Below are 17796 nucleotides of genomic sequence, written 5' to 3' on the forward strand. Positions count from 1 at the left end.
GTCGCGCCGCCGGTCACATAGCCCGGCTATGCTCCCGGCGACGCTCCTCGAAGGCAAACGAAAATCCTGCGCAATTCGGTACGAGCTTTTCCGGCAATCGCCTAAAATGGTGCCGCTGATCGCCAGGGGCTTTCGGCGTGGCCGCGGAAGGACCCTCGACCGCAGCGCGCGGGCGCGCCTGCCCCAGGGCGGGCGCGCATCCGCACATTGAACCTGCTGCGGGGGGCTCGCGTGAGCAGCGCCCCCTGACCGCTGAGCCTGGATCAGGGGCGCGCCGATTGCGCCGATTGCTCAGCACGATGCCTAGAGGGTGAGCCTTATCAAGCGGGCTTGCGGAAGTGCATGATGCCCCAGCTCAGGTAGCCGTTGCGGCCGCCTTCGACCCAATGACCGAGACCGGTCAGCATCCGCTCGATGTAGTCTTCCGAGACCTTGCCTTTGAGCGACTCGCGCTGCTCGCGGAGGGTGTCGGCGACGCGCGCGTAGTGGGCGATCAGGTTTTCGGTCAGGTCGATGATCTCGACCTCCTCCCACCCTAACCGTTTCGCCTGCTCGCGATAGAACGCAAACGAGCCCAGGCTCGACAGGTGGATGCGGTCGAAGATCGGCTGCAGGACGCCTTCCGGGCAGTCGTCGGCCTGCATCGGGTCGGTGAAGATCAGCTCTCCTCCGGGCTTCAGGACGCGGTCGACCTCGTCCATCACCTTGTCGCGGTGGCCCGAGTGCAGGATCGCGTCCTGCGACCAGGCGACGTCGAAGCTCGCATCCGGCGCCGGCACCTCCTCGAAGCTCGCATCGACGACCTCGATCAGCTGATCCAGGCCGGCCGCCCGGTTCATCTCGCGGTCGCGCTCATTCTCGGCCTCGCTGAGGTTCAGCGCCATGACCTGGCAGCCGAAGCGCTTCGCCAGATGACGGGCGGCGCCACCGTAGCCGGCGCCGAGGTCGATGACGCGCGCATCAGGCCGCGACAGCGGTGCGGCGATGCGGTCGGCGATGCGCTCGACGGTGCGCGCCGAGGCGGTCGCGATCGGCTCGTCGGTGCGCTCGTAGAGGCCAACGTGGATATCCTCGCCGCCCCAGATGTGATAGTAGAAATTATCCGCGTCTTCGCTGTTGTAGTAGTCGCGCGCGGTCTCGACGACATCTGAGTAGCTCTGGCTCATCCGTTACCTCCTAGATACGCCTTCTCGGCGAGATGGATGAAGAAGTCCGGCTCGGTCTCGCGGTAGGTCTCCTGGAAGTCGCCGTAGGTGTCGACGCGCTGGAAACCGACCTCCTTCATCAGCCGCTGCACGTAGGTCTTGCGCAGCGGGAACATATTCAGGTGATAGACCGCCCCGTCCTGGAAGCTGTACTTGAAGCGGGCGAGGGAATCGTCGACGTGCTCGGGCTCGGCGCGCACGCTGTCGCCGCAGTAGTAGTAGTTGTGGGTCGGCTGCACCTCATGATCGAGGAGCGCGTCGTAATTGCGCTGGTCGAGGATCAGCACGCCATCGTGCTTGAGCGTGGCGTAGAACTCGGCTAGGGCCTTGCGGCGGTCGACCTCCTCGTGCAGGTGGGTGAACGAGTTGCCGAGACAGATCACCGCGTCGTAGAGGTCATGGACGCTCTGGTTCAGCCAGCGCCAGTCGGCATGGATGGTACGTAGGATGTGGCCGCGCTTACGGGCGTTCTCGAATGCCTTGGCGAGCATCACCGGGCTGCCATCGGCGCTGGTGACCTCGAAGCCGGCCTCGATCAGCTGCACCGAATGGAAGCCGGTACCGGTGGCGACGTCGAGGACCTTCTTGGCGCCGCGCTCGCGCAGCTTCTCGATGAAGAAGTGACCTTCGGCGCTGGCACGACCGTCCCAGTCGATCAGCTCGTCCCATTTGTCGACGAAACCGTCGATGTATTCTTCCTGGTACTTCTCGCTGTCGCGAACGGCGAGTGGGTCGTCACCGTAGTCTTGTCGTGTTTGCGATTGCATGGACGTGGCTCCGGGATGATGCGCTACGCGATGCGTCGGCCATGTGCTGCAAGGCGGTGGGCCTTGGCACACTGGTCGAACGCCGGGTCGCGAGCAGGGTTGGCCGTTCCGCGTGAAGTTGAAGAAACGCGGAAGAACGGCGGAGAGAGCGTTATAGTACATCGTACCCAATGCTTTTGAAACGCCCCGGATGGGGTTTTTCGCCTGATTGGGCGCTGCGATGTAGGATAACAGCATGATCTCGCTGCCTTTATAGCGGATTGGTAGCCACTGATAATGTGTTGAGATTGTTTCGCGACCAAATAATGTCGGAAAGATGACGATGACGAGTGCGGATAGCCGTTGTGATGAGGTACTAGTGGCGCTGCGCCGAGTGATCCGAGCAGTCGGGCTGCACTCGCGGCAGCTGGAGCGCAGCCATGGGCTGACGGCACCGCAGGCGCTGGTGCTGAAGACCCTGATCGGTCTTGGTGAGGCGTCGGTGGGAACGGTTGCCCGCCGCGTGAGCCTGAGCCAAGCGACCGTGACCGATATCCTCAACCGCCTTGAGAACCGTCAGCTCGTCGTGCGCGCGCGCAGTAGCAAGGACCGCCGTCGGGTGATCGTCAGTGCGACCGACCAGGCTGTCTCGATCATGTCGCGCTCACCGCCGCTGCTGCAGGAGGCCTTCGTACAGCGTTTTCTTGCGCTCGAGGATTGGGAACAGACCCTGCTGATCTCATCATTGCAGCGGATTACGGTGCTGATGGGCGTCACCGGTCTCGATGCGTCGCCGGTCCTGGCCGCCGGTCCGGCTGCCGCCGGAGACGAGCCGTTGGCGTCGGCAGCCTCGGACCAGAACGGGCTGTCGGGCCTCGAGCATCCGGAGATCGAATGATCGGGCTGAGGTCGCTCGCCGTGCCGAACGGCTTGGGTTGTGCAGCGGTGTCGGCGCGGTCGTCTGAGTTCGGCTAGTATGCCGCCGGTCTTCCAAATAGAGGTCGCGAGACAGCGAGCCCGTGAAAACTGCCAGCATCGCCTACCGTGTCGCCGATTTCCTGCGCCGCTACCCGCCCTTCCAGTATCTCGATGAGCAGGAACTGCTCGAGCTCGTCGCTGGTGGGCGCGTCGTCTTCCATGAGGACGGCGAGCTCGTCTTCGAGCGCGGCCAGCGGCGGCGCCCGTACGTCTATGTGATCCAGAAGGGCGTCGTCCGTTTGTTGGACTACACCGACGGCGAGGACGACGAGCCGCACGAGGTGCTGCGCGATGTCCGCGGCGAGGGTGATCTCTTGGGCGTTGGGCGCTATCTTGGTCTCGGTGAGCACAGCTACACCGCGCGCACCGAGACCGAGGTCATCCTCTATGCGCTGCCGGCGGCATTGCTCTGGGAGCAGATCAAACGGCATCCGCGGGCCAGCCATTTTCTTGCGGCCTACTTCACGGTAGCGATCACACCAGCGGGTCTCGATGGCAGCTCGTCACGGGCTGACGAGCTGCGGCTTGGACGGCGGCCGGTGGACTGGATGGCGCAGCCGTTGGAGCCACCCGGGGAGCCGGTCGTCTGCCAGCTGCGGACGCCCGTTTCCGAGGTCGCCCGCGCCCTGGCGGATCAGCCCCCGGGCGCTGCGGCAGTGGTTGTGGACGCCGAGGGCGCTGCGCGCGGGTTGATCTCGACGCGTGCGCTCAGTGATCGGGTCGCCAGCGGACGAATGCCGCTCGCGGCGCCGGCCGAGCGCTTGATGGCGCCGCCCGCCGATGTGCTGCCACCAGGCCTGGCGGCCGGTCGTTATCTGACACGGATGCTCGAGATGCAGGCCGAGCATCTCGTGCTGACCGAGGACGGCCGTTATACCGGTCCGGTGGTCGGCGTCCTGGCGCGGCGCGACCTGACCCGAGCCGAGGCCGCAGCGCCGCTCGCGATCGTCGAGGATATGTCCCGTGCCGGCGGCATCTACGAGCTCTCCCGGTTTCTGACCCAGGGCCAGGCCTTCATCGCTGCTGGGCTCACCGACGCCGATGCGCTGCGGTGGCTGGCACCAATGGCGACGGCGCTCTACGCTGCGGTGCTGAGACGCGCGGTGATATTGGTGGAGGGGGCCCTGATCGCTGAAGGCCATGCAGTGCCCGAGCTCGAGCACTGCTGGGTCTTCTTCGGCTCGGCCGGTCGCGGCGAGCTGACCACGCTCTATGATCTCGACCACGGGCTGATCTATGCCGAGCCGGAGCCGGGCCAGCGGCGCGCCGCGCGCGGCTATTTCCTCGAGCTCGGACGCCGCGTCAGCGCGGCGCTCGCCGCCTGCGGATTCGTCTCGACCGCCAAGGGTATCGTCTCCGGGCACCCGAGCGCGTGTCGCTCGATCAACGAATGGGAGATCGGCTTCACGTACTGGATCAGAGAGCCGCTCGAGAGCGGCGTCTACCGCGCGACCTCATTCTTCGACATGCGTCCGGTCCATGGCGACTGCAGCCTGGTCGCCCGGCTCGAGCAGCACATCCTCTCCGAGAAAGAGCGCAATCCGGGCTTTGTGCCCTTGCTGGTCGCCGACTCGATGGCCAATCTGCCGCCCCTGACCTTCTTTCGCGGCTTGGTTATCGACGACGAAGGTCGTTACACCGAGACCTTGGATGTTCAGCGTGCCACATTGCAGCCGATCGTCGATATCGCGCGTGCACTGGCGCTGGATGCCGGCTTCGACCGCGGCATCGGGACACTCGAGCGTCTCCAAGCCTTGGCGCCGGAGGATGACGCCGCCGGCGTGCTGATCCGTGAGACCATCGCCGCCTTTCGCAATGCCCTCTATTATCGGACCCGCGCTGGACTGACGGCCGATTCGGACGGCAGTCAGCTCGACCCCTCGAACCTGACCCGGCTGGAGCAGAATCTGCTGAAGTCCGGCTTTCGCACGGTGCTGCGCCTGATGGAGTACATTGGCCAACGCTATGGCGTGGTGCCGCGCCGATGAGGCAGACGATCGCTTGCTCCGATGACGGCGCCCTGGGCTTGGCTGAGCTGGCTCAGCGCTCGGGGCAGGTGTGCGCCTGCAGCCGGGGGGCAGGATGAGTGCTCAGCGACCGCTCGCATCGGCGCTGGCCGACTATCGGAGGCGGTTCGACCGGAGCTGGCCTCAGGATATCCCGGTCGAGTCGGTTCGCTTCTGCGTGCTCGACTGCGAGACCACCGGCCTGGACCCGCAGCGCCACCGGATCATCAGCGTCGGCGCCGTTGCCGTCGTCGAGGGGCAGATCGAGCTCGGCGATACGCTCGAGGTCTTGCTGCGTGTGCGGTTCAACACCGCTGCGACGCTGGTGCATGGGATCACTCGCAGTGAGACCCGCGATGCGCTCGACGAGCCGGATGCGCTCGCGGTCTTGTTGGACTACCTTGGCGATGGGGTCATCGTCGGCCACCATATCAACCACGATCTGCGCATGATCGATGCTGCGCTGGCCCGCCATTCCGACGATCAGCTCCTCAATCGCCATCTGGACACAGGCGAGCTGATGCAGCGTCTGCTCGCCGATGGCGCCTTTGGTCCTGACGCGGAGCTGACCGATCACTCGCTGGACGGTTTGTGCCGTTTCTTCGATATCCTGCCATACGATCGCCATACCGCGCCGGGTGATGCGTTCCTGACCGCGGCGATCCTGTTACGGCTGCTGCGCGCTGCAGCCCGCAGCGGCCGGCGCGCGTTGGGCGCTCTGCTGCAGGCCGCCCCACGCGACGGCTAGCTGGTCCGAGCCCCTGCAGGGGCGGCATCGCCGCGTGATGGTGCCGGTTGCCTGATCGTCTGAAGAGCGCGCCGAGGCGCGCCCTGTCCGCGGGCTCATCCTGTCCGGGATTCAGAGCGAATGCCGAACGCTCAGCCGTCCGGCGCGCTGCGATGCTGGAATCGCGCTGGCACCTCCGCCAGCGAGCGCAGCCGCAGATGCAACGCACTCTTGGCGAGCAGGTTTGCGCTGACGGGCGCAGTCATGAACAGGAACAGCGCGACGAGGAGCTCCTTCGGGGCCGGTGTCGGGCCATGGGCCGCGAAATAGAGCGCCGAGGCCGCGAGCATGCCGCCGACCCCGAGGGTGGTCGCCTTGGTCGGTCCATGCAGCCGGCAGAAGAAGTCCGGCAGCAAGACCAGACCGATCGAGCCAATCAATGCGAAGGCGGCGCCGAGCAGCACCAGCGCGGCGATCAGGAGATCGATGAGCATCAGTGGCCCCCTGGTGATGAATCTATTCGATGACCTTGCCGCGCAGCAGGTAGCGGCAGAGCGCGGCGGTTGCGATGAAGCCGAGCAGCGCCAGCAGAAGCGCCGAGGCGAAGTACAGCATGCTGTGGAACTGGATGCCGAGCAGCACCAGCAGGGCGATGCTGTTGGTGTAGAGCGTATCCAGCGCCAGCACGCGGTCGGGCAATTCGGGTCCGCGCAGGGCGCGCCAGAGGTTGAGCAGCATTGCCAAGCTCAGCATGGCCAGCGCGATGCCGATCGCTAGATCGAGGATACTCATGGGAAGATCTCCAGCAGCAGGCGCTCATAATGGTCCTTGATCTTGGCGCACTCGGCGGCCGCGTCGGCCGGGGTCGGGGCATCGAGCAGGTGCAGCAGGAGCAGGCGGCGATCATCGCTGAGCTCCGCCGACAGCGAGCCCGGTGTCAGCGAGATCGTGGTCGCCAGCAGATAGAGCGCGAAGGGCTCCGTCAGCGTCAGCGGCAGCTCGACGAAGGCGGGCTGCGGATGGCGCGACGGGCTCAGGATCAAGGCGGCGATGCGCAGGTTGGCGATGACGATATCCACCGCCAGCCGCCAGAGGTAGCGCGCGATCAGCAACGGCCGGCGCGGTCGCTGCCGGACCGGCCAGAACGGGTGCGCGGCGGCGGTGATCGCCAGCGCGAGCCCAGCCCCGAGCAGCACCTGGTCAGGCGCCAGGCTGCCTTGCAGCAGCAGCCAGAGGCCCAGCAGGGCCAATGTCGACAGTGGAGCGCTCAGCAGCGGCTTCAGATAGCGCCTCATTGCCGCCCTCCATGGTCCGCGCGATCTGGCGTCGGAGCCGGCGCGGCTGACTCCGTCGGCTCGATCGGCTCGAGGGCGGTGACAGCGGCGACGTAAGCGCGGCCGTCTCGCAGCTGCAGCGCCGTCGCGTCCAGGTACTGCGCCAGCGGGCCGCCGAGCAGGACCAGCAGCGGGCTGGCAGCGAGCAGCGCCGCGGCGGGCGGTAATGGGGGCGGGCGCCTGCTGGGTGCTGCCGCCGGCGCCCCCTGCCAGAAGACGACCATGCCAGCCCGTGATAGCCCGACGACGACCAGCAGGCTGGAGCCGAGCAGCAGTGCCCAGCTCAGCATCCAACCGGGATGCGGCGTTGCGCTGACCCTGCCCGCGCTCTGCAGGGCATCCATGATCCAGGCCTTGCCGACGAAGCCGCTCAGCGGGGGCAGACCGGCGATCGCCAGGGCGCCGCCGAGGAACAGTGGCCCCAGCCAGGCCGCCGCAGGCGGTTGCGGGCTCGGCCGCAACCAAGGGCCGCGGTCTCGGTCCCAGCTGATCGCCTCGATGAGCAGGAACAGGCCGCCGGTGACCAGGGTGGTGTGGATCAGGTAGTAGAGACCGGCAGCGATGCCTTGTGTGGTCCCGGCGGCGATGCCGGCCAGCAAGGTGCCGACTGAGACCAGGACCAGGTTCGCGGTCATCGTGCGCAGGTCCGGGGCGGCGACCACGCCGAGCGCGCCGACGCTCAGCGTCAGCAAGGCGCCGATCGCGATCAGCGCCGGCAGCGGCAGCGTGCCGAGCGTCGAGTCGGCGGCGGGGAGCAGCGCGAACAGCCGCAGCAGCGCATAGACCCCGACCTTGGTCATGATTGCGAACAATGCAGCTACCGGCGCCTGCGCCGCGCTGTAGGCCGGGACCAGCCAGGCGTGCACCGGCACCAGTGCGGCCTTCAGGGCGAAGGCGCCGCCGAGCAGCAGCAGACCGGCCCCGGCCAGCGGCGCCTGTGCCGGCTGCAGGGCCTGCAGGCGGTCGGGAAGGTGCGCCAGGCTCAGGGTGCCGGCCGTGGCATAGATCAGCGCGACCCCGAGCAGGAACAGGCTCGAGCCGATCATGTTGAGCACGACATAGTGCAGTGCCGCCCGCGTGCGCTCGGCGCCACCGCCTTGCACCAGCAGACCGTAGGAGGCGATCAGCAGGACCTCGAAGAACACGAACAGGTTGAACAGGTCGCCGGTCAGGAAGGCGCCGGCCAGACCGAACAGCTGCAATTGGAACAGGGCGTGGAAGTGGCGTCCGGCGCGATCGGCTGCGGTCGGGCTCAGCCAGAGATGCGCGCTCACGGCCAGGGCGAGGGCGCCGGTGAGGGTCAGCAGCAGCGCCGAGAGCCGGTCGGCGATCAGCACGATCCCATAGGGCGCGGGCCAATCGCCGATCAGGGTCGCTGCGATCCGGCCGTCGGCGGTCACCGCCAGCAGCCCGAGCGCCGCCCCGAGCACAGCGATGGAGCCAGTCAGGCCGATCCAGCGCTGCCGAGCGAGCGGCAATCCGGGACGGGCGATCAGCAAGGCGCCTAGGCCGAGCGGCAGCGCCAACGGTGAGATCAGCAGGAGACTCACTGCTCCTCCCCGCCGCGCTGGGCGTCGACGCGCTCGGAGCCGAGGTCGGAGAGGGCGCGCAGGATCAGCACCAGCACCAAGGCCGTCATCGCGAACCCGATCACGACGGCGGTCAGTACCAGTGCCTGCGGCAGCGGATCGGCCATCCGCTCGACCGGATTGCCGTGGCCCGCGACCGGCGCGCGCCCGACCTCGAGACCGCCGGCCGCGAGCACGAACAGATTCGTCGCATAGGTCAGCAGCATCAGACCGAGCGCCACCGAGAAGCCGCGTGCACGCAGCACCAGGTAGGTCCCGCAGCCCATCAGCAGGCCGACACTGCCGGCGAACAGCCAGACCATCAGCGCCCGCCTCGCTGTGCTCGCTCGCGATCGATGCCGGCCCCAGCATCACCGCTAGCGCTATCACCAGAGCCATTACCAGAAACAGCGCCAGAGCCAGCGCCAGACACAGCGCCAGAAGCACCCGCCGAGACGCCCTTCGAGACAGCGCCGCCGTCACGCGAGACACCCGAGACCCCAACGCGGCCTAGGCCGTCCAGGACCAGCAGCAGCATGCCGGTGACGATCAGCATCACCCCGAGATCGAACAGCAGCGTACTCGTGAGCTTGAGCTCACCGAGCAGCGGCAGCCGGCCATGCCAGAGCGCGCTGGTCAGGAACGGGCGGCCGACCAGAAGCGCCGCGAGCCCCGTCCCCAATGCGAGCAGCAGGCCGCCGCCGATGAGCGGCCGGGCGGTCAGCTGCAGCCGGGGCTCGGTCCAGCTGCGCCCATTGGCGAGCTGCTGCAGGATCAGCACGGTACCGACCACGAGCCCGGCGACGAAGCCACCGCCGGGGGCATGGTGGCCGCGAAGCAGCAGAAAGGCCGCCAGCATCAGTGCTGCTGGCAGCACCGGCCGCGCCACCATCGCGAGCATCAGCGGATGGGCCGGCGTCATCGCGCTCCCACCGATCGGGCCAGGCGGGTGCAGCCGCAGGCCTTCGAGCAGCACCCGCACCGTGACCGCCGCGATGCTCAGCACAGTCACCTCGCCGAGGGTATCGAGGGCGCGGAAGTCCACCAGGATCGCATTGACCGCGTTGGCGGCGCCGGCGGCCGGCTGCGCCAAGCGGAGATACCAGTCGCCGCTGCCGCTGCTGTGATGCTGCAGCATCGCGGCCACCAGGACCGTCGTGCCCAGCCCGACCAACACCGCGAGCAGCAGATCGCGCGTGCGCCGCCCGCCGATGACCGGCCGCGCGCCGGTGCGCGGCAGCCCGGTCAGCACGAGCAGCAGGAGCAGGGTGGTGACGAGCTCGACCGCAAGCTGGGTCAGCGCCAGATCCGGTGCCGAGAAATGGACGAAGGCCAGGGTGACGACCAGGCCGATCACGCCGGTCAGAATCACCGCGGTCAGCCGCTGGCCACGCCGGCGCACCAGCTCCAGGGTGGCGGCGACCAGGATCACCGCCGCGGCGAGGCTGCCGATGTCGAGCGGCATCCCGGCTCGTCCAGCGGTGACCGACAGGGCCGGGCGTGCCGCGACCCAGCCGAGGCCAGCGAGCACCACGGCGGTCAGGATCAGCGCGAAGGCCGAGCGCTGCAGCGACACGGGCTGCAGCCAGGGCTGCAGACGCCGGCCGAACGCCAGTAGACCGGCGGTGACTTGCTGAAACGCCGGTTCCGCCTGCAGCGCTGGGAAATGGCGCTGATGGGTGGCGAACAGCCTGCTGCGCAGCGCGTAGAGCAAGACCCCGCCGCCGAGCGCCACCAGGCTCATCAGCACGGGCGGGGACAGGCCGTGCCAGAGTGCGAGCTGGAAATCCGGGACGGTGCCGAGGATGCCGCCGACGCCAATCCGGAGGATGGGGCCGATGGTCTGCTGTGGGAGCATGCCAATAACCAGGCAGAGCGCCGCCAGCACCTCGACCGGCAGGCGCATCCAGGCGGCCGGCTCATGCGGCGCAGCGCAGAGCCCTGGGTCTGGGGCCGGATAGGGACCATTGAAGAAGACGTCGTGGATGAACCGCAGCGAATAGGCGACCGAGAAGACCCCGCCGAGGATCGCGGCCAACGGGAGCAGCCCGTCCAGCAGCAGTGGCCAGTCGGCGATGCGCAGCGAATGGACGGTCTCGGAGAAGAACATCTCCTTGCTCAAGAAGCCGTTCAGCAGCGGCACGCCAGCCATGGCCGCAGCGGCGATCATCGCCAATCCGCCGGTCACCGGCAGGTAGGGATAGAGGCCGCGGAGTCGGCGCAGATCACGGCTGCCGGTCTCGTGCTCGATGATCCCGGCGGCCATGAACAACGACGCCTTGAACACGGCGTGGTTGAGCAGGTGGAACAGGCCGGCGACCGCGCCCAGCGGCGTTCCGAGCCCGAACAGGAAGGTGATCAGACCGAGGTGGCTGATCGTCGAGTACGCCAGCAGCCCTTTCAGATCGTGCTGGAACAGCGCGAGATAGGCCCCGAGCACGAAGGTCGTCAGACCGAGGCCGCCGACCAATGGGAACCAGGGCGCGCTGTCGGCGAAGACCGGAAAGAATCGCGCCAGCAGGAAGACGCCGGCCTTGACCATGGTGGCCGAATGCAGATAGGCCGAGACTGGGGTCGGTGCGGCCATCGCGCCGGGCAGCCAGAAATGGAACGGGACCTGCGCCGACTTGGTCGCGGCCCCGAGCAGGATCAGCAGCAGGATCGGCAGCAGCAGCGGGTCGGCACGTACCTGCTCGCCGGCCGCGAGCACCGCGCCGAGGGAAAGGCTGCCGACCACCGCGCCGAGCAGCAGGAAGCCGGCGAGCAGCGCGAGGCCTCCCGCCGCCGTGACCAGCAGTGCGGTCCGAGCGCCGCGACGGGCTGCGGCTGTCGTCGGATCGTAGCCGATCAGCAGGAACGAGAGCAGGCTGGTCAGCTCCCAGAAGAGCAGCAGAAGCAGCAGGTTGTCGGCCGTGACCAGGCCGAGCATCGCGCTCTGGAACACCAGCATCAGGGCGAAGAAGCGCCCGCGCGCGGCGTCGGCGGGCAGGTAGTAGCGGGCATAGAGGCTGATCAGCAGCCCGATGCCTGCAACCAGCAGCACGAAGACGAGGGCGAGTCCGTCCAGCCTCAGGGCCAAGTCCAGCCCCAGCATCGGCAGCCAAGGGACAGCCAGATGCCGGACCTCGCCCGCGGCAATGCCAGGCAGGCTCAGCAAGGCCGCCGCGAGGATGACGCCCCCGGTGCCGGCGGCGAGCACCGACGGTGCCCGCGCCGCCACCCGCTGCGCCGGCACCGCCAGCGCAGCCGCAATCAGCGGCGCGGTGATGATCACCACCAAACTCATTGGGGTTGACTGGTCGAGGTCCATTGGCGCTGGCGCCACGCCACGACCCGATTCTGCCGGTCCCGCGGGAGAGGCGCCCGTTGAGAATGCGTCGACTCGGTGCGCCGGCTCAATGGGCCTGCTCGGTTAGTTGGCTCGGTTAGCCGGCTTGGTTGGTCGGCTCTCAGTGCGTCGGCTCAGTGCGTTGGCTGGGAGACCTCTTCGAGCACCTCGCCGCTGAGCCGCGTCCCATCGGAGCGGGTGGCCAGATCGCCGAGCGAGACAACGCCGACACAGTGCTCGTTTCGGTCCAGCACCACCAGCCGGCGGATCTGTTGGTCCTCCATCGACTTGGCGGCCGTCTCAACATCGTCGTCGATGTAGCGAAAGTGCACGCCGGTGGTCATGATGCGCGAAACCGGGGTCTCGGGGTCGATCCCCTCGGCGAGGCCGCGGGTGACGATATCGCGGTCGGTCAGGGTACCGATGATCTGATGTTCTTCCAGTACCGGCAGCATGCCGATGTCATGCTCCTGCATCATGCGGGCGGCATGGACCACCGAATCGCCATGGCCGATGTACTCGAACTGGTTGGTCATCACGTCTTGGAGTTGCATAGGATCGCTCCTGTCGTTGCAGTGAATGACGGGACGCGTTGGTTCCCAGTATTCAACACGAATTAAGCAAAGCTGATACCAACAGGTTCTGGGTCAGGTTCCAGGCTTGCGTCCTCGGGCATCGGTGACGCGTACCGTTCGATGTCGCGGTGAAACGATCACTCAGTTACTCGATCCCTTCCTCGCGCTCGCCCAGGCAGTGGGCCAAACGTTCACGGCAGCCGCGAAGCTCGCGTTGAAGGGACGACAGCTCGCGCCACAGTGAGCCAGAACGTAGCTCCGTTTGGATGCGTGCCTTTTCGAGTGTGTGTAGTCGGCTCCGCACATCCTGGACGTGGGCCTCAAGCCTCCGTGCTCGATGCTGGTCGAGATGAACCAGGTTGGTCGATGGCTCGCTGGGCGACGATTGGATTCGGGTCTGAGGCATGCTGGCACTCCGTCGGATGGCTCTGCACAGGCAAGCAATCATCGGGCCAACTATTAGCGCGCCGTCCTTGCCGGTTTCAGCCCGCGTTGCTTGGCGCAATGGCCCGCTTTGGACTGGCGAAATCACCCGGTCTGGTGGTTCTGCCCCAGAGGTCTGGGGCCTGTCCGGTCGCGCTACCGGCACTGCGCTTGTCGGCGCCGATCAATTGTGCTGGCTGGCAAGGATGCTGCAGGCACGGCGGCAGTACAGACCCGCAGGGCAGGAGCATGCACGCGCAGCAAGACCGTCAGTCGACAGCGAGACCGAGTCATCAGGGCAGCGGCAAGGGCGGCGACAACGGGGCCGGCGTCGGCTCCGGCAGCGGGCCGGGGCCGGAACGGGACCAGCTCGACCGGATATGCTGGCACGCACTGGATGCCGCGACCGCGGCGGAGCGGCTGGACAGCCCGCAGGCGGGCCTTAGCGCGGACGAGGCCGCCCGCCGGCGCGAGCGGTTCGGCGCCAACCGTCTGCCGGAGGAGCGCCCGCCCGGGCTGGGGCGCACATTCCTCCGCCAGTTCACGAATCCGCTGATCTATATCCTGTTGGCGGCGGCGTTGGCCTCGCTGTTCATTGGTGCCATCGCCGATGCGGTCTTCATCGGTGCCGTGCTGCTGCTGAACGCGATCATCGGCACCGTCCAAGAGAGTAAGGCGGAGTCCAGTGCGCAGGCGCTGAAGTCGATGATGACGGTCCGCAGCCGGGTGCTGCGGGATGGTCGCGAAGAGGAGGTGGACGCCGAGGACCTGGTGCCGGGGGATCGGGTCCGGCTCGGCGCCGGCGATTCGGTGCCGGCTGACCTGCGCCTGCTGGAGAGCGAGGACCTGCGCGCCGACGAATCGCTGCTGACCGGGGAGTCGATCCCGGTCGAGAAGGATGCCGATGCCAGTGTCGACGAGGAGGCCGGTGTCGGCGAGCGGCGGACGATGCTCCACGCCGGCACCGAGGTGCCTGACGGTCGGGCGCTGGGGCTGGTCTGTCGCACTGGCCAGGCCACCGAGGTCGGGCGGATCGCGCGCTCACTGACCGGGGCCGGAGACACCGAGCCGCCGTTAGTGATTCGGTTGCGGGCGCTGACGCATCGTATCGCGCTCGTGGTCTTGGGCGCGGTGGCCCTGCTGGTGATCGCGCAGCTCCTGCGCGGTGCCGGGCTGACCGAGATCTTCTTCTTCGCGGTTGCGCTCGCGGTGTCGGCCATCCCGGCCGGGCTGCCGGTGGCGATCACTGTGGCCCTATCGCTCGGGCGGCATCGGATGGCAGAGCGCAACGTGATCGTGCGGCGGTTGCCGGCGGTCGAAGGGCTCGGCACCTGCACGCTGATCGCGAGCGACAAGACCGGCACCCTCACCGCCAACGGGCTGACGATCACCCGCATCGCACTGCCGGAGGCCGGGCGTATTCGGGTCGAGTCGGGCGAGGACGAGCGCCAAGCGCTGCTGCGCCCTGACCAGGAAGGCCCTGGTGTGGAAGGCCTTGGCGCGGAAGGTCCTGGCGGGGAAAGACCTGGCGCGGAAGGCCCTGGCGCGGAAGGCCCTGGCGCGGAAAGACCTGGCGGGGAAGGCGGGGATGCGGACACAGGCGAGCTCGACGAGGCGGCGCAGGAGTCGGTCCGCCAGCTGGCCCGCACCGGCCTGCTGTGCAATGAGGGCGCGCTGCGCGAGACCGATGATGGCGAGGTCGAGGCCGTCGGCGACACGGTCGATGTCGCCTTCCTCGTGCTCGGGCGCCGGCTCGGCTTGTCCCGTCGCGAGCTGCTGAAACAGCACCCGGAGCAGGACCGGGTACCGTTCAAGTCCAAGCGCCGTCTCGCCGCCAGCTTCAACCAGGGCGGCGCGGGGCTGCAGGCCCATGTGAAGGGCGCGGCCGAGGCGGTGCTGCCGCTCTGTGACGCCACCGAAGCGATGCAGGAGCAGGTCGATGAGCTCAGCGGCCGCGGTTTCCGCGTGCTCGCGCTGGCGGCGGGCCCCATTGAGGGGGAGGCAGCCGAGGCCGCGCGCCGGCTCGAGGAAGGCGAGCTTGGCGGCCTGACGCTGCTCGGACTGGTCGGCCTGATCGACCCCCTGCGCCCCGAGGTACCGGAGGCGGTGCGCCGTTGCCACGAGGCCGGCGTCGGCGTGCGCATGATCACCGGCGACCACCCAGCGACCGGTCTCAGCATCGCGCGCGAGCTCGGGATCGCCGGCGAAGGAGACCAGGCCGTGACCGGAGCCGAGGTGCAAGCACAGGCCGACCAGGCTCAACAGGACGACGCCGCCGCGAGGCTCGGCCGGGCGCCGGTCTATGCGCGTGTCGAGCCTGAGCAGAAGACCGCGATCGTCGGGGCGCTCCAGGAGCAAGGACAGTACGTCGCCGTGACCGGCGACGGCGTCAACGACGCGCCAGCGCTGCGCAAGGCCAACATCGGGGTGGCGATGGGACGGGCCGGGACCGATGTCGCCCGACGCGCCGCCGATCTGATCCTGACCGACGACAATTTCGCCTCGATCGTCAACGGCATCGAGCAGGGCCGCATCGCCTACGCCAATGTGCGCAAGGTGGTCTGGCTCTTGATCAGCACCGGTGCCGCCGAGATCGTGCTGTTCTTCCTCGCCTTTGCGCTGGATCTGCCACTGCCGCTGGACGCCGTGCAGCTGCTGTGGCTGAACCTGGTCACCAATGGGATTCAGGACGTCGCCCTGGCCTTCGAGAAGGGCGAACCAGGCGTGCTGAAGCGACCACCGCGGCCGACCGATCAGCCGATCTTCGACCGGCGCATGATCGAGCAGACCCTTGTCTCCGGTCTCTACATGGGCGTCGTGGCCTTCGGCGTCTTCTACTGGCTTCAGCACGTCTGGGGCTGGAGCGAGCACGACGCCCGCAACACCCTGCTGCTGCTGATGGTGCTGTTCGAGAACGTGCACATCTTCAACTGCCGCTCCGAGGAGCGTTCGGCATTCGCCATCCCGCTGCGCGCGAATCTGCTGCTGATCGGCACCGTGGCTGCCGCGCAGGCGGTGCACATCCTCGCGATGTACCTGCCGGGATTGAGCGATGTGCTGGAGGTGGCGCCGGTGTCGTTGATGGAGTGGCTGGCGCTGCTCGGCATCGCCGCCTCGCTTCTGCTGATGATGGAGCTGTTCAAGGCGCTGCGCGTGCGGCCGCAGGCGCGCGCTACGGCCAATGCCCCAGCAGCTGGGTGATAAGGGCCGCTATTGCAGGCTCGCGGCCCTTGCGAATTGCCGCTAGCCGCCTTGGCGAGGTTGTTGGTGCAGATACTCGACCGACGCGACCATGTACTCGACCGCGGCTTCGATCTGGCGGTCGGTCAGGCGATCATTGCCACCGCGCGGCGGCATCTTGTACTCGCCGTCGTCGCCCTTGATCCCGTGGATCGGGCTCTTGAACAGGGCTCGAATGCCCTTGGCGATGCGCGGTTGCCAATTCTCGAAGTCGGTCACCGCGGGGGCGCCGGCCGCGCCCATCAGGTGGCAGGCGCGGCAGGTTCCCATCCAGACCGAGCGCCCCTCGGCCAGCACCGGATCGGCGAAGCGCGGCATCTCGAAGCCGGCGGGCGGTTCCGAGCCGCCAGGGCTGCAGCCGGCCAGCAGCAGTGCGGCGACGAGCGGCGCAGCGTCACGGGACAAGCGGGGCAAGTGGTGGCGTCTCATAGGGGTCTCATTCGGTGCGTGGCAAGCACGGCGCCGACGCGGCGGTCAGTCGCCGGGCTGTCACAATCGGGTAGCATGCCACAAGCACCGCAGGAAGGCGTTATCCCGGCGGACGGGGTGACGATATCGGACAGGCGGGTCGCGCCGCTTGTTCGTGCAAGGCGCCGAGCTCGGCTAGGGTCTGGGCATCGAGCACCTGCTGCGCGGTCTCGAACAATGTCGCTTCCTCAAATCGAATGTGTGCGGTGAGCGCCTCGCTGAAGCGCGCGGGGGCATCGCGATCCTCACGACCGATCAGTGCGCGCAGCTGGGCGTGCTCGGCCAGGGTGCGCTCGACCAATGCCTCTTCTCCGGCCGCGCTGAGGGCCGGCAGCAGTCCCTGTTCCTCGAGCTGAAAGTGCGGCTCGAGCTCGTCGGCAAAGCGGGATTGGATCTCGGTCCAGTGCTGCTCGCGGATCAGCGGGTCCGCGCCCGGCAGCTCTCGAGCCCGTTTGGCGAGCACCAGCCCTGTGTGATGATCGCGAGAAAGACGAACCAGGTTTGGATCGCGGTGCATGAGCGCCTCGTTTCGAGATGATGCCCGCAAGCGACAGACCGTCTAGTCGACGGATGGTCCTGGCGCCGTTGGACGGTCTTGTAATTCCATTTCCTCCGAGACTTGAGGGATGGGGTCCGAGTCATTCAAGGCGGACTCCATCCTTTTTGGATCAAGTCATCCGAGGCTGGGGGCGATCATCGGCCTGAAAACGGCTTTCACGTCGGTTTGCGCAGCTCAAGGTCACTGCGGAGACTTGCCATCGGCCGCGTTCGCGTCTATATCCGCTCTATGGGGAGTCGATCACAAACCGTGCGGATCACATTGCTGGTCTGCCTGGCGATGCTGCAGCTGCAGGTCTATGCGGCCGGTACCCTGATGTGCCAGCACGCAGACCACGCGGTGCCGGGGTCGTCTGGCGCCTTGTCCGCGGCTTGTCCTCATGCCGGCGCAGCGCAGCAGGCAGAAGTGGTCGATGTTGCCGAGGTACAAGGCGACTGCCAGAAGTGCGTGCTCGATCTCTGTGTCCTCGGCGGTTTTGGGTTGCCCGCCCAACATCTCGGGCTTGCATTGGTACCGCCTTCGCTGCCGATCCCAGGCGAGCAGCGTCACTTCTATCGTTTCCTACCTGATCCGGGCCTGAAGCCCCCGATCGCCATCTCCGGTTGAGCTGAAGCGCGATTAACCCGGGCCGCGTGCCGT

The 17796-nt window shown here is 67.5% G+C and carries 17 protein-coding genes; 5 read left to right on the top strand and 12 right to left on the bottom strand.

All coding sequences use genetic code 11. The annotated features are described in order from the left end of the window. Nucleotides 1–320: 320 nt before the first annotated feature. Complete coding sequence (locus CKO40_RS03220; protein ID WP_200344680.1) at nt 321–1166, bottom strand: SAM-dependent methyltransferase; 846 nt, start codon at nt 1164–1166, stop codon at nt 321–323. After that, the gene (locus CKO40_RS03225; RefSeq protein ID WP_200344682.1) at nt 1163–1972 is read right to left on the bottom strand and encodes a glycine/sarcosine N-methyltransferase; all 810 of its coding nucleotides are present in this window, start codon (nt 1970–1972) and stop codon (nt 1163–1165) included. The genes CKO40_RS03220 and CKO40_RS03225 overlap by 4 nt, the downstream gene beginning before the upstream one ends. Nucleotides 1973–2294: 322 nt before the next feature. Between CKO40_RS03225 and CKO40_RS03230 the strand changes: the two genes are divergently transcribed. From CKO40_RS03230 to CKO40_RS03240, 3 genes are all read left to right on the top strand, one after another. Beyond that, nucleotides 2295–2849 carry a MarR family winged helix-turn-helix transcriptional regulator gene (locus CKO40_RS03230; RefSeq protein ID WP_200344684.1) on the top strand — a complete coding sequence of 185 codons (555 nt, stop codon included), beginning with the start codon at nt 2295–2297 and terminating at the stop codon, nt 2847–2849. Between the two features lie 121 nt (nt 2850–2970). Then, nucleotides 2971–4917 carry a DUF294 nucleotidyltransferase-like domain-containing protein gene (locus CKO40_RS03235; RefSeq protein WP_200344686.1) on the top strand — a complete coding sequence of 649 codons (1947 nt, stop codon included), beginning with the start codon at nt 2971–2973 and terminating at the stop codon, nt 4915–4917. Nucleotides 4918–5011: 94 nt separating this feature from the next. After that, a complete protein-coding gene (locus CKO40_RS03240) occupies nt 5012–5683 on the top strand; it encodes a 3'-5' exonuclease (protein WP_200344688.1) in 672 nt (223 codons plus the stop codon). A gap of 131 nt (nt 5684–5814) precedes the next feature. Here CKO40_RS03240 and CKO40_RS03245 read toward each other — a convergent pair whose 3' ends face one another. The 8 genes from CKO40_RS03245 to CKO40_RS03280 form a co-directional block, all read right to left on the bottom strand. After that, nucleotides 5815–6156, bottom strand: coding sequence for a Na+/H+ antiporter subunit G (locus tag CKO40_RS03245; RefSeq protein WP_200344690.1), 342 nt, complete (start codon nt 6154–6156; stop codon nt 5815–5817). 22 nt (nt 6157–6178) lie between these two features. Next, a complete protein-coding gene (locus tag CKO40_RS03250; protein ID WP_200344692.1) occupies nt 6179–6454 on the bottom strand; it encodes a K+/H+ antiporter subunit F in 276 nt (91 codons plus the stop codon). Then, nucleotides 6451–6957 carry a Na+/H+ antiporter subunit E gene (locus CKO40_RS03255; protein WP_200344694.1) on the bottom strand — a complete coding sequence of 169 codons (507 nt, stop codon included), beginning with the start codon at nt 6955–6957 and terminating at the stop codon, nt 6451–6453. Before CKO40_RS03255 ends, CKO40_RS03250 begins: the two co-directional genes overlap by 4 nt. Continuing rightward, nucleotides 6954–8546, bottom strand: coding sequence for a monovalent cation/H+ antiporter subunit D (locus tag CKO40_RS03260; protein WP_200344696.1), 1593 nt, complete (start codon nt 8544–8546; stop codon nt 6954–6956). The genes CKO40_RS03255 and CKO40_RS03260 overlap by 4 nt, the downstream gene beginning before the upstream one ends. Beyond that, the gene (locus tag CKO40_RS03265; RefSeq protein ID WP_200344698.1) at nt 8543–8887 is read right to left on the bottom strand and encodes a Na+/H+ antiporter subunit C; all 345 of its coding nucleotides are present in this window, start codon (nt 8885–8887) and stop codon (nt 8543–8545) included. The genes CKO40_RS03260 and CKO40_RS03265 overlap by 4 nt, the downstream gene beginning before the upstream one ends. Next, the gene (locus CKO40_RS03270) at nt 8887–11850 is read right to left on the bottom strand and encodes a monovalent cation/H+ antiporter subunit A (protein WP_200344700.1); all 2964 of its coding nucleotides are present in this window, start codon (nt 11848–11850) and stop codon (nt 8887–8889) included. Before CKO40_RS03270 ends, CKO40_RS03265 begins: the two co-directional genes overlap by 1 nt. Nucleotides 11851–12026: 176 nt before the next feature. Then, the gene (locus CKO40_RS03275) at nt 12027–12446 is read right to left on the bottom strand and encodes a CBS domain-containing protein (protein ID WP_200344702.1); all 420 of its coding nucleotides are present in this window, start codon (nt 12444–12446) and stop codon (nt 12027–12029) included. Between the two features lie 166 nt (nt 12447–12612). Then, nucleotides 12613–12873 carry a hypothetical protein gene (locus tag CKO40_RS03280; RefSeq protein ID WP_200344704.1) on the bottom strand — a complete coding sequence of 87 codons (261 nt, stop codon included), beginning with the start codon at nt 12871–12873 and terminating at the stop codon, nt 12613–12615. Nucleotides 12874–13139: 266 nt separating this feature from the next. Here CKO40_RS03280 and CKO40_RS03285 point away from each other — a divergent pair, with 266 nt between their 5' ends. Further along, on the top strand, nt 13140–16091 hold the full coding sequence (locus tag CKO40_RS03285; protein WP_200344706.1) for a cation-translocating P-type ATPase: 2952 nt from the start codon (nt 13140–13142) through the stop codon (nt 16089–16091). Nucleotides 16092–16133: 42 nt separating this feature from the next. On the opposite strand, the gene CKO40_RS03290 is transcribed toward CKO40_RS03285, so the two are convergent. Both CKO40_RS03290 and CKO40_RS03295 read right to left on the bottom strand, forming a co-directional pair. Next, nucleotides 16134–16535 (bottom strand): c-type cytochrome, encoded by a 402-nt coding sequence (locus tag CKO40_RS03290; protein WP_200344708.1) that lies wholly within the window; start codon nt 16533–16535, stop codon nt 16134–16136. 124 nt (nt 16536–16659) lie between these two features. Beyond that, a complete protein-coding gene (locus tag CKO40_RS03295; RefSeq protein WP_200344710.1) occupies nt 16660–17115 on the bottom strand; it encodes a hemerythrin domain-containing protein in 456 nt (151 codons plus the stop codon). A 291-nt stretch (nt 17116–17406) separates the two neighbouring features. Between CKO40_RS03295 and CKO40_RS03300 the strand changes: the two genes are divergently transcribed. Next, complete coding sequence (locus tag CKO40_RS03300; RefSeq protein WP_200344713.1) at nt 17407–17763, top strand: hypothetical protein; 357 nt, start codon at nt 17407–17409, stop codon at nt 17761–17763. Nucleotides 17764–17796: the final 33 nt, after the last annotated feature.

The organism is Halochromatium glycolicum (genome assembly GCF_016584085.1).
GTDB lineage: Bacteria > Pseudomonadota > Gammaproteobacteria > Chromatiales > Chromatiaceae > Lamprobacter > Lamprobacter glycolicus.